General features: G+C 72.3%; 14 protein-coding genes. 9 read left to right on the top strand and 5 right to left on the bottom strand.

Annotated features, from left to right (window positions below; translation table 11 throughout):
* Window positions 1-69: 69 nt before the first annotated feature.
* Window positions 70-2,355, bottom strand: coding sequence for a transglycosylase domain-containing protein (locus ACZ6S8_RS17930; RefSeq protein WP_469456766.1), 2,286 nt, complete (start codon window positions 2,353-2,355; stop codon window positions 70-72).
* Window positions 2,356-2,752: 397 nt separating this feature from the next.
* Here ACZ6S8_RS17930 and ACZ6S8_RS17925 point away from each other — a divergent pair, with 397 nt between their 5' ends.
* On the top strand, window positions 2,753-3,103 hold the full coding sequence (locus ACZ6S8_RS17925) for a WhiB family transcriptional regulator (RefSeq protein ID WP_267721232.1): 351 nt from the start codon (window positions 2,753-2,755) through the stop codon (window positions 3,101-3,103).
* 29 nt (window positions 3,104-3,132) lie between these two features.
* Here ACZ6S8_RS17925 and bagB read toward each other — a convergent pair whose 3' ends face one another.
* Window positions 3,133-4,491 (bottom strand): ATPase BagB, encoded by a 1,359-nt coding sequence (gene bagB / locus ACZ6S8_RS17920; RefSeq protein ID WP_469456764.1) that lies wholly within the window; start codon window positions 4,489-4,491, stop codon window positions 3,133-3,135.
* Window positions 4,488-5,468, bottom strand: coding sequence for an ATPase BagA (gene bagA / locus ACZ6S8_RS17915; RefSeq protein WP_469456762.1), 981 nt, complete (start codon window positions 5,466-5,468; stop codon window positions 4,488-4,490). The genes bagB and bagA overlap by 4 nt, the downstream gene beginning before the upstream one ends.
* Window positions 5,469-5,540: 72 nt before the next feature.
* On the opposite strand from bagA, the gene ACZ6S8_RS17910 reads away from it, so the two are divergent.
* From ACZ6S8_RS17910 to ACZ6S8_RS17890, 5 genes are all read left to right on the top strand, one after another.
* Window positions 5,541-5,702, top strand: a complete 162-nt coding sequence (locus ACZ6S8_RS17910) for a DUF4177 domain-containing protein (RefSeq protein ID WP_007264966.1) — start codon at window positions 5,541-5,543, stop codon at window positions 5,700-5,702.
* Window positions 5,699-6,172 carry a RidA family protein gene (locus tag ACZ6S8_RS17905; RefSeq protein WP_351270528.1) on the top strand — a complete coding sequence of 158 codons (474 nt, stop codon included), beginning with the start codon at window positions 5,699-5,701 and terminating at the stop codon, window positions 6,170-6,172. The genes ACZ6S8_RS17910 and ACZ6S8_RS17905 overlap by 4 nt, the downstream gene beginning before the upstream one ends.
* Window positions 6,173-6,374: 202 nt before the next feature.
* Window positions 6,375-7,274 (top strand): NUDIX hydrolase, encoded by a 900-nt coding sequence (locus ACZ6S8_RS17900; RefSeq protein ID WP_469456759.1) that lies wholly within the window; start codon window positions 6,375-6,377, stop codon window positions 7,272-7,274.
* Window positions 7,271-8,116 (top strand): MBL fold metallo-hydrolase, encoded by an 846-nt coding sequence (locus tag ACZ6S8_RS17895; RefSeq protein ID WP_469456757.1) that lies wholly within the window; start codon window positions 7,271-7,273, stop codon window positions 8,114-8,116. The genes ACZ6S8_RS17900 and ACZ6S8_RS17895 overlap by 4 nt, the downstream gene beginning before the upstream one ends.
* Complete coding sequence (locus tag ACZ6S8_RS17890; RefSeq protein ID WP_469456755.1) at window positions 8,113-8,406, top strand: hypothetical protein; 294 nt, start codon at window positions 8,113-8,115, stop codon at window positions 8,404-8,406. The genes ACZ6S8_RS17895 and ACZ6S8_RS17890 overlap by 4 nt, the downstream gene beginning before the upstream one ends.
* 186 nt (window positions 8,407-8,592) lie before the next feature.
* On the opposite strand, the gene ACZ6S8_RS17885 is transcribed toward ACZ6S8_RS17890, so the two are convergent.
* A complete protein-coding gene (locus tag ACZ6S8_RS17885) occupies window positions 8,593-9,393 on the bottom strand; it encodes a nucleotidyltransferase domain-containing protein (protein WP_469456753.1) in 801 nt (266 codons plus the stop codon).
* A gap of 121 nt (window positions 9,394-9,514) precedes the next feature.
* The gene (locus ACZ6S8_RS17880; RefSeq protein WP_003981529.1) at window positions 9,515-10,189 is read right to left on the bottom strand and encodes a Crp/Fnr family transcriptional regulator; all 675 of its coding nucleotides are present in this window, start codon (window positions 10,187-10,189) and stop codon (window positions 9,515-9,517) included.
* 251 nt (window positions 10,190-10,440) lie between these two features.
* Here ACZ6S8_RS17880 and nth point away from each other — a divergent pair, with 251 nt between their 5' ends.
* Genes nth through ACZ6S8_RS17865 form a run of 3 tightly spaced genes read left to right on the top strand, consistent with a single transcriptional unit; the run spans window position 10,441 to window position 13,482 of the window.
* A complete protein-coding gene (gene nth, locus ACZ6S8_RS17875) occupies window positions 10,441-11,310 on the top strand; it encodes an endonuclease III (RefSeq protein ID WP_469456751.1) in 870 nt (289 codons plus the stop codon).
* Window positions 11,311-11,369: 59 nt separating this feature from the next.
* Window positions 11,370-12,266, top strand: coding sequence for an NUDIX hydrolase (locus ACZ6S8_RS17870; protein ID WP_469456749.1), 897 nt, complete (start codon window positions 11,370-11,372; stop codon window positions 12,264-12,266).
* A 13-nt stretch (window positions 12,267-12,279) separates the two neighbouring features.
* On the top strand, window positions 12,280-13,482 hold the full coding sequence (locus ACZ6S8_RS17865; RefSeq protein WP_469456992.1) for a MarP family serine protease: 1,203 nt from the start codon (window positions 12,280-12,282) through the stop codon (window positions 13,480-13,482).
* The last annotated feature ends 199 nt before the right edge of the window (window positions 13,483-13,681 follow it).

Raw genomic sequence — 13,681 nt, 5'->3', positions numbered from 1 at the left:
GCCGGGCCCTCACCCGTTCGTTCCACTGCCTCCGGCCACCTCGTGCTCCGGACTCCGGCAGGCCGCGCCCTACTGCCCGATCCCCGGGAAGGGGAAGGGGTTCTCCGGGCCACCGCCGCCGGTGCCGTTGCCGTCACCGTCGCCGCCGCCGTTCGCGGCCCCGGCGTTGGTCTGCCCGCCGGGGCGGCCGCCGGGCTTGTTGTCGCCGCCCGGCTTGCCCGGCTTCCCGGGCTTGCTCGGGTTCGTCGCCGGCGGCTTGGTGCCCCGCGGGCCGCCCGCCGGGACGTTCGGCTCGGGGATGCTGACCGTGGTGAAGCTGGGGGCCTCGCGCCCGGACAGCGCGCCCGAGACCGCGTCCTTCCAGATCGGACCGGGCAGCCCGCCGCCGAAGACCTTGTCGTAGGACCGGCCGCCGATCACGATGTCCTCCATCGTGATCTTCTTCGCGCCGCCGGAGCCGACCCACACCGCGCCGGAGACGTTCGGCGTGTAGCCGACGAACCAGGCGTTGTAGCGGTTGTCCGTCGTACCGGTCTTGCCCGCGCTGTCGCGCTCGCTCAGGCCGGCCCGCTCACCGGTACCGGAGTCCACCACCCCGCGCAGCAGCGTGTTGATGGTGTCGGCGGTGTCCTGCGACATCGCCCGGTCGCACTTGGTCTTCGGCACCGCGAGGGCCTTGCCGTGCGAGTCGGTGATCGACTCGATGGCGACCGGGGTGCAGTAGGTGCCGCGGTTGGCGAAGGCCGCGTACGCGTTGGCCATCGTCAGCGGGGACATCTCCTCCGAGCCGAGCGCGATGGCCGGGCCGTCGGCCAGCTTCGCGCCGCTCGCCGGGACGACACCGAGCTTCTTCGTCATCTCCGAGACCGGGCACAGGCCGATCTCGCCGATCATCTCGACGAAGTAGGTGTTGATCGACTTCTCCATGGCCGTGCGCAGCGCATAGGGGCCGATCTCGTCCTCGGTCTCGTTCTTCGCCGTCTCCTTGTTGTTGACGTTGATGTACTGCGAGCCGTCGCAGCGGGAGATCGGGCTCGGGTAGTCCATCTTGTTCGGCGCCTGGTAGACCTTCGTCGGCGGCAGGCCCCGCTCCAGCGCGGCGGCCGCGATGAAGGGCTTGAAGGTCGAGCCGACCTGGAAGCCGAAGTTCGAGCCGCCCATCCGCTTGTCCACGGAGTAGTTGATCTGGGTCTCGTTCTTGCCGAAGCCGTACGGCTTGGACTGACCCATCGCCAGGACCCGCCCGGTGCCGGGCTGGACCAGGGTGACCGCCGTCGCGATCGAGTCCTCCTGGTACACGTGGTCCTTGATCGACTCGTTGGCCGCGTCCTGCGACTGCGGGTCCAGGGTCGTCCGCACGGTCAGGCCGCCCTGGTTCCAGACCTTCGCCCGCTCCTCGCGCGTCTTGCCGAAGACGCTGTCGTTCAGGAACGTGTTGCGCACGTAGTCGCAGAAGAAGCCGGCGCCCTTGACCGCGGTGATGCAGCCGTTGCGCGGCTTCGTCACCTTCAGGGTGACGGGCTTGGCCTTCGCCGCGTCCGCCTCGGCCTGCGAGACGTCCTTGATGTCGGCCATGCGCTGCAGGACGATGTTGCGGCGCTTCATCGCCTCCTGCGCGTCGTTCACCGGGTCGTACCGGCTCGGCGACTGCACGATGCCCGCGAGCAGTGCCGACTCCTCCAGCGCGAGGTCCTTGGCGGGCTTGCTGAAGTAGCGCTGGGCCGCGGACTCGACGCCGTAGGCCTGCTGGCCGAAGTACGTGATGTTGAGGTAGTTCTCGAGGATCTTCTTCTTCCCGAGTTCCTCCTCGACCTGGATCGAGTACTTCAGCTCGCGGATCTTGCGTCCGAGGCTCTTCTCCTGAGCCTCGCGCACCTTCGTCTCGTCGTCGCCGGCCTCTTCGACGAAGACGTTCTTCACGTACTGCTGGGTGAGGGTGGATGCGCCCTGCGCCGCGCCGCCCTCCTGCGCGTTGCGGTTGACCGCGCGCAGGATGCCCTTCAGGTCGACGGCCCCGTGTTCGTAGAACCGGGAGTCCTCGATCGCGACGATCGCCTTCTGCATGTACGGGGAGATCGCCGTGAGAGGGACCACCTGCCGGTCCCGTGAATAGACGGTGGCGATCTGGCCACCCTCGGAGTCCAGGATCGTGGTCCGCTGGCTCAGCGGAGGCGTTTTCAGATTGGCCGGGATCTCGTCGAATCCCTCGACCGTGCCCTTGGCCGCCAGCCCCAGTGCGCCTGCCGCCGGGATGGCCATGCCTGCCAGTACAACTCCGGAGAGAACGGACACTCCGAGGAACTTGGCGGCCTGCTGGCTCCCCGTGAGCCCGCCGCCCGAGCGCTTCTTTCCCATAGGGGGCAGCCTACGTTCTCATTCACCGGACACGCGCGAATGCCTTGGCCTAAGCTGTCCCCAACTGTCACAGCAGTGCGATGCGACATCAACCCCTCGGCTTGTTTTTCACCCTTCCCGAATGGGGTGGACGCATGTCCGAATCTCGCCCCCTGTGCCATCCGGGTCACGTCGGCGCTATCCCGATTTCACCCGAATCGCCGGAATGGCCGGGCATGTCGCCGGATCACTCCGTCGGGTGATCTGCCGCTTACCCATAGTCCGTTCGGACCATTCAAGATTGGGCCCGTCGGGGGTGTTGCGCGGTGCCCACCTTCCGTAACGTCCTCAACTGGCAGCGGTGAATATGCCTCTGCCGCCGTGGGGGAGCCTCGATTCGGGAGAGGACGGCGCCGGGATGGGCTGGGTTACCGACTGGAGTGCGCAGGCAGCCTGCCGCACTACCGATCCGGATGAACTGTTCGTTCAAGGAGCGGCACAGAACAGGGCCAAGGCGGTGTGCACCGGATGTCCGGTGCGGACCGAATGCCTGGCCGACGCCCTCGACAATCGCGTCGAGTTCGGCGTGTGGGGCGGAATGACCGAGCGGGAACGACGTGCGCTGCTGCGCCGGCGTCCCACCGTCACCTCGTGGCGACGGCTGCTCGAAACCGCTCGTACGGAGTACGAGCGCAGTACCGGCATCCTCACCATGGATGACGACACGGAGATCGACGTTCCGTACGAGACGTACGCGGCAGCCGGGTAGACCACCCGGGCACCACGTCGTACGGACGTCTACGCTCCGGCCGGAACCCCGGCCGCGAGTCGCTCTCCGATGGCCCGCAGCCCGGCGAGGTCGTGCACGTCGCCGGGCAGGGCGGCCACTTCGGCCACCGCCACTTCGGGGTGCAGCGAGGTGAAGCGGTCGCGTGTGCGTCGTTCACGCGCGATCACCTGCATCCTCTCGGCGTGCAGGCGCAGCAGCCCCGCCGTGATCACGTCCACCGTGATCGCGCCGTCGGCCGCGTGCGCGCCGTTCCGGGCGTGTGCGCCGTCCTCGTCGTGCGTGTCGACTTCCGCGGTGTCGCGTGCGGCGCTGGGGGAGCCGGTCTCGGGAGTTCCCGCGGGAGCCTCGGCGGCCTCCGCGGCCGCGTCACGAAGTCCAGCTTTCCCGGACTCCTGATCGACAATGCACCCTTCTTCAAGATTCTCTGCGGCGGCCAACGCCCGCTCCGCGGACAGCTGGTCGGCGCTGCTGCCGTGCACCCGGTTCAGGACCAGCCCCGCCAGCGGCATGCGCTCCGCGGCCAGCCGCTCGACGAAGTACGCCGCCTCGCGCAGCGCGTCCGGCTCCGGGGCCGCGACCACCAGGAAGGCCGTACCGGGAGCCTGGAGCAGCCGGAACGTGGCGTCCGCGCGGGTGCGGAAGCCGCCGAACATCGTGTCCATCGCGGCCACGAAGGTCTGTACGTCCTTCAGCAGCGAGGCGCCCATCAGCTTGCTGAGCGTGCCCGTCATCATCGACATGCCGACATTCAGGAACTTCATCCCGGCCCGGCCGCCCACCTTCGCCGGCGCCATCAGCACGCGGATGAACTTCCCGTCCAGGAAGGACCCGAGGCGCTTCGGGGCGTCCAGGAAGTCCAGCGCCGAACGGCTCGGCGGGGTGTCCACGATGATCAGGTCCCAGTCGTCCCGGGCCCGCAGCTGCCCCAGCTTCTCCATGGCCATGTACTCCTGCGTGCCCGCGAAGCCGGCCGACAGGGACTGGTAGAAGGGGTTGGCCAGGATGGCCTGGGCCCGCTCGCCGTCCGCGTGCGCCTCGACGATCTCGTCGAAGGTCCGCTTCATGTCCAGCATCATGGCGTGCAGTTCACCGCCGTCCGCCCCGACGGAACCCACCTTGCGCGGCGTGTTGTCCAGCGAGTCGATGCCCATCGACTGGGCGAGCCGCCGCGCCGGGTCGATGGTCAGCACCACCGCCTTGCGCCCGCGCCCGGCCGCCCGTACGCCCAGTGCCGCGGCCGTGGTGGTCTTGCCGACCCCGCCCGAACCGCAGCACACGATGATCCGGGTCTGCCGGTCGTCCAGCAGCCGGTCGACCGCCAGCCGCGGCGGAGTGTCCAGGCCCATGGTGTCCACCCCCTCGCTCATTCGGCCACCGTCTGCTTCCGCAGGTCCTTGGCGAGCGCGTACAGCCCCGCCAGATCCATCCCCGTGCCCAGCAGGGGGAGTTCGTACGCGGGCACGTCCAGCCCGTTCAGCACGGCGCGCTGCGTGCGCTCCAGCTCCACCCGGCCCGCGTGCTCGGCCGCCTGCGCGAGCAACGGGTCCACCAGCCGCTCGGCCAGCCCGCCGCGGCGCGCCCCGCCGAGCCCCGCCCGGGACAGCGCCTGCGCCACCCCGGCGCGGTGGTCGCCGGCCGCCGCGCGCAGGGTGTCCTCGTCCAGGTGGTGCGGCCGCACCATGTTCACGACGACCCGGCCCACCGGCAGCCCGGCCGCCCGGAGCTCCGTGATGCCGTCCGCGGTCTCCTGCACGGGCATCTCCTCCAGCAGGGTGACCAGGTGCACGGCCGTCTCGGGGGACTTGAGCACCTTCATGACGGCCTGCGCCTGGTTGTGTATCGGGCCGAACCGGGCCAGGCCCGCGACCTCGTCGTTCACGTTCAGGAAGCGGGTGATCCGGCCGGTCGGCGGCGCGTCCATGATCACGTGGTCGTAGACGAACCGGCCGGCCTTGTCCTTGCGCCGGACGGCCTCGCACGCCTTGCCGGTCAGCAGGACGTCCCGCAGCCCGGGGGCGATGGTCGTCGCGAAGTCGATCGCGCCGAGCTTCTTCAGGGCGCGGCCCGCCGAGCCGAGCTTGTAGAACATCTGGAGGTAGTCCAGCAGCGCCCGCTCGGCGTCGATGGCGAGCGCGAAGACCTCACCTCCGCCGGGAGCGACGGCGATCTTCCGCTCCTCGTAGGGGAGCGCCTCGGCGCCGAAGAGCTGCGCGAGCCCCTGCCTGCCCTCGACCTCCACCAGTAGAGTCCGCCTGCCCTCGCGTGCGAGGGCGAGCGCGAGTGCGGCGGCGACCGTGGTCTTGCCGGTGCCGCCCTTGCCGCTGACCACCTGGAGCCTGCTCACAGCGTCCGAGCCTAACCACTCGGCCCACGGGCCGCGCAGGAGCCCCGCATCACAGGCACTACCCTCGCTCCCATGACCAAGAAGTTCGAATACGCGACCGTCCCGCTGCTGGTCCACGCCACCAAGCAGATCCTGGACACCTGGGGCGAGGACGGCTGGGAGCTCGTCCAGGTCGTGCCCGGGCCGAACAACCCCGAGCAGCTGGTGGCCTACCTCAAGCGGGAGAAGGCATGAGCGGCGTCGTCGAGGCGCGGCTGGCCGAGCTCGGCCTGACCCTGCCGGAGGTCGTCCCGCCGCTGGCCGCGTACCAGCCGGCCGTGCGGTCCGGGGCGTACGTGTACACCGCGGGCCAGCTCCCGATGGTCAAGGGCAGCATGCCGGTCACCGGCAAGGTCGGCGCCGAGGTCTCGGCGGAGCAGGCCAAGGAGCTCACCGCGGTCTGCGCGCTGAACGCCCTGGCCGCCGTCAAGTCGGTCATCGGTGACCTCGACAAGATCGTGCGCGTCGTGAAGGTCGTCGGCTTCATCGCCTCGGCCCCCGACTTCACGGGCCAGCCCGGCGTGCTGAACGGCGCGAGCGAGCTGCTGGGCGAGGTCCTCGGCGAGAAGGGCGTCCACGCCCGCAGCGCCGTCGGCGTGGCAGTCCTCCCGCTGGACGCGCCCGTCGAGGTCGAGATCCAGGTCGAGGTCGAGCCCTCCGCCTGACGTGGCCGGCCGGCCGGCGCTCCGGCGCTCCGCCGGTCCGTCCTCCGGTGCGTCCGTGCGGATGCGGGCCGGGTCGCGCGGTGCGCGGCCCGGCCCGCATCCGTCGGTGCTGCCGCACGCTCCGGCCCGCTCCCCGGTCCCGGGGGCCGGGCGCCGCACGGTGCCCCTCGAACATCGGGCCGGATGGCCGTAGCATCCCGCCATGCCGAATGGTCAGTACGGTCAGCAGCAGCCCCCCGCCGGAGGCCAGTGGTACCCGCCGGAGTGGCCCGACCGCATCCGCGCGCTCGCGGACGGCTCGATCACCCCGGTCGCACCGCGGCGGGCCGCCACCGTGATGCTGCTGCGCGACACCCCCGCCGGTCCCGCCGTGCACATGCTCCGCAGGCGGGCCTCGATGGCCTTCGCCGGCGGGGCGTACGCGTATCCCGGCGGCGGGGTCGACCCCCGCGACGAGGAGCACCAGGTGGGCTGGGCGGGTCCCTCCCGGAGTGACTGGGCCGCCCGGCTGGGCACCGATCCGGCCACCGCCCAGGCGATCGTCTGCGGAGCGGTCCGCGAGACCTTCGAGGAAGCGGGCGTCCTGCTCGCCGGGGAGACCCCGGACACCGTCGTGGGCGACACCACCGGCGACGACTGGGAGGCCGACCGGGCGGCCCTCGTCGCCCGCGAGCTGTCCTTCGCCGCGTTCCTGGACCGCCGGGGCCTGCGGCTGCGCTCCGACCTGCTGGGGGCGTGGGCGCGCTGGATCACCCCGGAGTTCGAGCCGCGCCGCTACGACACCTGGTTCTTCGTCGCCGCCCTCCCCGTCGGCCAGCGCACCCGCAACGCCTCCACCGAGGCGGACCGCACCGTATGGATCCGCCCCGCCGACGCGGCCGCCGGGTACGACGGGGGCGAGCTGCTGATGATGCCGCCGACGATCTCCACGCTGCGTTCCCTGGAGCCGTACGGGAGCGCCGCCGAGGCGCTCGGCGCCGCCGCGGCGCAGGACCTCGCCCCGGTGCTGGCCCGGGCCACGCTGGAGGACGGGCAGCTGGTGCTCAGCTGGCCGGGCCACGACGAGTTCACGAAGCGAGTGCGCCCGGGAGGCCCCGCATGACCGACGCCGCCGCACTCCCCGGACAGCCCCGCGGCCTGGTCGTCTCCGGCCCGGCCAGCGCCCGCGCGGTCAACGTCCTGGCCCCCAACGCCTCCGCGATGACCCTGGACGGCACCAACACCTGGATCCTGTCCGAGCCGGGCTCCGACCTGGCCGTCGTCGTCGACCCCGGCCCGCTGGACGAGGCGCACCTGCGGGCGGTCGTGGCCACCGCCGGGCGGGCGGGGAAGCGGATCGCGCTCACCCTCCTCACGCACGGCCACCCGGACCACGCCGAGGGCGCCGGCCGCTTCGCCGAGCTCACCGGCACCAAGGTCCGCGCCCTGGACCCGGCCCTGCGCCTCGGCGACGAGGGCCTGGCCGCCGGGGACGTGATCCGGACCGGCGGACTGGAGCTGCGGGTGGTCCCGACCCCCGGCCACACCAGTGACTCGCTCTGCTTCCACCTGCCCGCCGACCGGGCCGTGCTGACGGGCGACACGATCCTGGGGCGCGGCACCTCCGTCGTGGCGCACCCCGACGGCCGCCTGGGCGACTACCTGGACTCCCTGCGCCGGCTGCGTTCGCTCACGGTCGACGACGGGGTGCACACCGTCCTGCCGGGGCACGGGCCCGTCCTGGAGGACGCTCAGGGGGCCGTGGAGTTCTACCTGGCCCACCGGGCCCACCGCCTCGCCCAGGTGGAGACCGCCGTCGAGGACGGCTTCACCACCCCCGAGGCGGTCGTCGCCCGGGTGTACGCGGACGTCGACCGCTCGCTGTGGCCGGCCGCGGAATGGTCCGTCCGGGCGCAGCTCGAGTACCTTCAAGATCACGGACTGATCCCGGGAGGACCCGAGTGAACGACCTGTTCCTGCTGCTGATGCTGGTCGCGACGGCCGCCTGGATCACCGCGACGGTGACCCTGCGCCTGCAGCGACTGGAGCGCAGGGCGGACCGGGCGGAGCGCCGCCTGGGCCTGATCCTGGACCACCTCGGCGTCGTCGAGCCGGAGCCGGCGGGCCTGGACGGGGTACGGGCACTGCTCCGCGACGGCCGCCGGATCGAGGCGATCAAGGCCTACCGCGGCGCCACGGGCGCGGGGCTGGCCGAGGCGAAGTCGGCCGTCGAGGCCCTGGAAATCACCCTGTAGGGCCGCTCAGGAGCCCTGCGTGGGCTAGGCCGTGTCTTCCGGATCATGGCGGGCCCGGAGTGTCCGGCACCGCGCCTCGCGGCGTTCTCGTCGGTCGCCGACACACCACGTCGGCTCCATCCTCGGCCTTGCGACGCACGGCACCGGACACCCCGGGCTGATCCGCCCTGATCCGAAAGACACGGCCTAGCGGGCGGTCTTCGTGCCGTGCCGGGCCGCGTACTCGTCCGCGAGCCACGGGCCGAGGTCCTCGACGTACGCGCGGAGCACGGCCGGATCGGCGACCGGGTCCAGGGCCACCGCGGCGGCCGCCCGCATCTGGGCGGCGCGCTGCGGGTAGTACCGGCCGAAGACCTCCGCGGACTCGGCGAGGTCGCTGGTCCAGCCGCCCCACCGCGGCATCACCAGCGTGAACCCGGTGCGCACGAGGTGCCGCGAGAGCCCCCGGGCCAGCCGGCGCCGTTCCTCCGGGGTCGAGGCGGCCGCGGCGCGGGCGCGCAGGCCGGGCAGCATGGCGGCCAGGTCGCCGTTGGTCTCCCGGGCGAGCAGGCCGTCCGGGCGGTAGCGCGGCAGGTGCTCGGCCAGGTCGGCGCCGAGGAGCGGGGTGCACAGGCAGGCGAGGAACCAGCCGAGGTCGTACCGCTCGGCCTCGCTCAGCAGGTTGTCCTTGCCGTGGAGCAGGATCCCCACCCCGTCGATCGCGGGGAAGTCCTCGTCCAGCCCGCGCCCCAGCACCTCGGCGGTGTCGCGGTCCCCGGCGGTGGGCTCGTGGTGCAGGGCGAGCAGCAGGTCCAGGTCGGACCGGCCCGGCCGGGCCGTCCCGCGCGGCACGGACCCGTACAGGTACGCGCTGTGCAGCCGGTGCCCGTACGCCTCGGCGGTCCGCGCCCGCGCGGCCGCGACGACGCCGGCGAAGGCGTCGGGCACCCGGTCGAGGGACCCCTCGCGCTCGAAGTACCCGTCCGTGTCCAGCCCCCTGTGCTCCATGGCTCCACTGTGCCCCGCCGGCGGTCGGGGCGGTCCGGCGGGGTCGCGGGATGTGGTCTCCGGACGCATGAAGGGGCCCCGCCCGGTGTACGGGCAGGACCCCTTCAGGGTGCGACGGGCGTCAGCGGGACCGCTTCGCGAGGCGCTCCACGTCCAGCAGGATCACGGCGCGCGCCTCCAGGCGCAGCCAGCCGCGGCCCGCGAAGTCGGCCAGGGCCTTGTTCACGGTCTCGCGGGAGGCGCCGACGAGCTGGGCGAGCTCCTCCTGCGTGAGGTCGTGCACGACGTGGATGCCCTCCTCGGACTGCACGCCGAAGCGGCGCGACAGGTCCAGGAGCGCCCGCGCCACACGGCCGGGAACGTCGGAGAAGACCAGGTCGGACATCTGGTCGTTGGTCTTGCGCAGGCGCCGGGCCACGGCGCGCAGCAAAGCGGTGGCGACCTCGGGCCGGGCGTTGAGCCAGGGCTGCAGGTCGCCGTGGCCGAGGCCGAGGAGCTTGACCTCGGTCAGCGCGGTGGCGGTGGCGGTGCGCGGGCCCGGGTCGAAGAGCGACAGCTCGCCGATCAGCTCGCCGGGGCCGAGGACGGCCAGCATGTTCTCGCGGCCGTCGGGGGAGGTGCGGTGGAGCTTCACCTTGCCCTCGGTCACGACATACAGCCGGTCACCGGGGTCGCCCTCGTGGAACAGGGCGTCTCCGCGTGCGAGGGTCACCTCGCCCATGGAGGCGCGGAGCTCCGCGGCCTGCTCGTCATCGAGCGCCGCGAAGAGCGGGGCACGCCGCAGTACGTCGTCCACGAGTCTCTCTCCTATGTCGACCAGCTCAGGGGACCGTGCTCCCCATTTTGCCGGACGGCTCAAACAGTGCGATCAATCACAAGGATGCCGGACGGACGGGTGTGCTGTGCGGCGAGAGGCCAATCGGGGTGGTGTTACCTGAGGTCCGGGCGGGTGTCGGCGGCCGGCCTTAGGCTGGCCGGGTGTCCAATAAGCCGGTGAGAGCACAGGCCAAGGGGTCCGCAGGAGTGACGGCGGCCCGTAATTCAGCCGTGGGCGAACATGCCCCCGCGAAGGTGCCCGCGAAGGCCCCGCCCACCCCCGAGGGCAAAGGTTCGGCCAAGAAAGTGAAGCCGGTCCGGGGTGAGTCGCGCCTGGCCATGGTGCGCCGGGCGCGCCGCATCAACCGCGAGCTGGCCGAGATCTACCCGTACGCCCATCCGGAGCTGGACTTCCGCAACCCCTTCGAGCTCCTCGTCGCGACGGTGCTGTCCGCGCAGACCACCGACCTGCGGGTGAACCAGACGACCCCGGCCCTGTTCGCCGCCTACCCGACCCCCGAGGACATGGCCGCGGCCGCGCCCGAGGATCTGGAGGAGCTCATCCGGCCGACCGGGTTCTTCCGGGCGAAGTCGCGCTCGCTGCTCGGCCTCTCGCAGGCCCTGCGGGACGACTTCGGCGGGGAGGTGCCGGGCCGGATCGAGGACCTGGTGAAGCTGCCGGGGGTCGGCCGCAAGACGGCGAACGTGGTGCTCGGCAATGCGTTCGGCGTCCCCGGGATCACGGTCGACACCCACTTCGGCCGGCTGGTGCGCCGCTGGAAGTGGACCGAGCAGGAGGACCCGGAGAAGGTCGAGGCGGAGATCTGCGCGATCTTCCCCAAGAGCGAGTGGACGATGCTCTCGCACCGGGTCGTCTTCCACGGCCGCCGGATCTGCCACTCGCGCAAGCCGGCCTGCGGAGCCTGCCCGATCGCCCCGCTGTGCCCCGCGTACGGGGAGGGCGAGACGGACCCGGAGAAGGCGAAGAAGCTGCTCAAGTACGAGAAGGGCGGCCAGCCGGGGCAGCGGCTGACCCCGCCCGCGGACTACCCGGGGCTCCCGGCCCCGCCGTTGGCCGCGCGGGCCGCGGCGCAGCCTTAGGAACGATTCGGTACCCGGACCGCGTTTGGCGGTGTGGGAGAACACGGACAGGGGTGCCTATGACTGGGGCTACGCAGAACCGCCCGGCCGACGCCGGAGTGCAGGCGGCCCGCGGGACGGTGGGCTCCGCCGAGCCGCCCGCTCCGGGCCGGGCCGCCGCTGCGCCCGGCCCGCTCCCCGCCGCGCCCGGTGGGGCCGGTGTGTCCGGCGGGGCCCCTGCGGCGCCCGCGCAGCCCCCGGGCGCGCAGCAGGCCCCGTACGGCGCCTTCCCGGCCCCCTCCGGGCGGGGCAGCACCGAACTCACCACCGACGGGCTGCCCGGCTGGCTGGACCCGGTCGTGACCGCCGCCCGGTCGGTCCGCCCGGCCCAGCTGAGCCGGTTCCTGCCGCCCGAGGACGGGCGGGGCCGCCAGTCAGCGGTGCTGATCCTGTTCGGCGAGGGCCCCCGCGGCCCCGAGCTCCTCCTCATGGAGCGGGCCAGCAGTCTCCGCTCCCACCCCGGCCAGCCCTCGTTCCCCGGCGGCGCCCTCGACCCTGGGGACGGCGATCCGCAGACCACCGGGCCATTGCGCGCCGCCCTGCGCGAGGCCGAGGAGGAGACCGGCCTCGATCCCGCCGGGGTCCAGCTCTTCGGGGTGCTGCCCCGCCTCTACATCCCGGTCAGCGAGTTCGTCGTGACCCCGGTGCTGGGCTGGTGGCGGGCCCCGAGCCCGGTCGGCGTCGTGGACCCGGCCGAGACGGCGCGGGTGTTCACGGTTCCCGTGGCGGATCTCACGGACCCCGGCCACCGGGTGACCGTCGTCCACCCGAGCGGGCACCAAGGCCCGGCGTTCACCGTCGAATCGGCCCTGGTCTGGGGTTTTACCGCCGGAGTGATCGACCGGATCCTGCATTTCGCGGGCTGGGAGCTCCCTTGGGACCGTTCCCGGCACGTACCCCTCGACTGGCGCTCATGAGACGGTGGCCCATGTGAACGTGCTGGACATCCTGTTGCTGGTCGCCGCCGTGTGGTTCGCGATCGTGGGCTACCGCCAGGGGTTCGTCGTCGGCATCCTGTCGGTGATCGGCTTCCTCGGCGGTGGTCTCATCGCCGTGTCCCTGCTCCCGCTGATCTGGGACCGGGTGACCGACAACGGCACCCAGGTGTCCACCACGGTCGTCGTCATCGCCGTCGTCGCCATCATCATCTGCGCGTCGATCGGCCAGGCCCTGACGACCCATCTGGGCAGCCGTCTGCGGCGCTACATCACCTGGTCGCCGGCGCGCGCGCTCGACGCGACCGGCGGCGCCCTGGTCAACGTGGTCGCGATGCTGCTGGTCGCGTGGCTGATCGGCTCGTGGGTCGCCGTCACCTCCCTGCCCACGGTGGGCAAGGAGGTCCGCACCTCCAAGGTGCTGACGGGCGTGTCGCGGGTGCTGCCGGAGCAGGCGAGCACCTGGTTCTCGGACTTCAGCTCCACCCTCGCGCGCAACGGCTTCCCCCAGGTGTTCAGCCCGTTCTCCAACGAGCCCATCACCGAGGTGAGGGCGCCCGACCCGGCGCTCGCCACGAGCCCCGTCACCGAGCAGGCCAAGCGCTCGATCGTGAAGGTGGTCGGCACCGCGCCCAGTTGCAGCAAGGTGCTGGAGGGCACCGGCTTCGTCTTCGCGCCCGGCAAGGTGATGACCAACGCCCACGTCGTGGGCGGGGTCACCGAGCCGACCGTGCAGATCGGCGGCGAGGGCAAGCTCTACGACGGCAAGGTCGTGCTCTACGACTGGGCGCGCGACATCGCCGTCCTGGACGTGCCGAAGCTGAAGGCCCCGCCGCTGGAGTTCATCGACAAGGACGCGGGCAGCGGCAGCGACGCGATCGTCGCCGGCTTCCCGGAGAACGGCGCCTACGACGTCCGCCCGGCCCGGGTCCGCGGCCGGATCAACGCCAACGGCCCGGACATCTACCACCGGGGCACCGTCCGCCGCGACGTGTACTCGCTGTACGCGACGGTCCGCCAGGGCAACTCCGGCGGCCCGCTGCTCACGCCCGACGGCAGGGTGTACGGGGTCGTCTTCGCGAAGTCCCTCGACGACCCGAACACCGGTTACGCCCTGACGGCGGACGAGATCCGCGACGACATCCGGCTCGGCGCCGCCGCCACGCGCAGGGTCGACACCCAGGCCTGCGCCCTCTGAGCCGTACGGGCGCGGAGGTCCGTACGGGACGGGGGCGCGTGCACGGGTCGGTCTCCGCCTGCGGAACGTCCGCAGGCGGAGCGGGTGCATGCTGAGCGGGTGCGAGCGGGGTGCCAAGCGGGTGCGCCGGCGTCCGGCAGCGCCGCGCCGGGCTCTACGTCCGCGGGTGGCGGATCCGTGCCGAGACCCAGCGGGCGCG

Source organism: Streptomyces sp. NPDC048461 (assembly GCF_055587105.1).
Note: the sequence above shows the minus strand (reverse complement) of the source record. Positions and strands in the feature narration are given on the sequence as shown.

What these genes read in the sequence shown, in the direction of transcription:
- ACZ6S8_RS17930 (WP_469456766.1), bottom strand. Translation starts at nt 2,355, where the DNA reads ATGGGAAAGAAGCGCTCGGGCGGCGGGCTCACGGGGAGCCAGCAGGCC.
- ACZ6S8_RS17925 (WP_267721232.1), top strand. Translation starts at nt 2,753, where the DNA reads ATGGGCTGGGTTACCGACTGGAGTGCGCAGGCAGCCTGCCGCACTACC.
- bagB (WP_469456764.1), bottom strand. Translation starts at nt 4,491, where the DNA reads ATGAGCGAGGGGGTGGACACCATGGGCCTGGACACTCCGCCGCGGCTG.
- ACZ6S8_RS17910 (WP_007264966.1), top strand. Translation starts at nt 5,541, where the DNA reads ATGACCAAGAAGTTCGAATACGCGACCGTCCCGCTGCTGGTCCACGCC.
- ACZ6S8_RS17905 (WP_351270528.1), top strand. Translation starts at nt 5,699, where the DNA reads ATGAGCGGCGTCGTCGAGGCGCGGCTGGCCGAGCTCGGCCTGACCCTG.
- ACZ6S8_RS17900 (WP_469456759.1), top strand. Translation starts at nt 6,375, where the DNA reads ATGCCGAATGGTCAGTACGGTCAGCAGCAGCCCCCCGCCGGAGGCCAG.
- ACZ6S8_RS17895 (WP_469456757.1), top strand. Translation starts at nt 7,271, where the DNA reads ATGACCGACGCCGCCGCACTCCCCGGACAGCCCCGCGGCCTGGTCGTC.
- ACZ6S8_RS17885 (WP_469456753.1), bottom strand. Translation starts at nt 9,393, where the DNA reads ATGGAGCACAGGGGGCTGGACACGGACGGGTACTTCGAGCGCGAGGGG.
- ACZ6S8_RS17870 (WP_469456749.1), top strand. Translation starts at nt 11,370, where the DNA reads ATGACTGGGGCTACGCAGAACCGCCCGGCCGACGCCGGAGTGCAGGCG.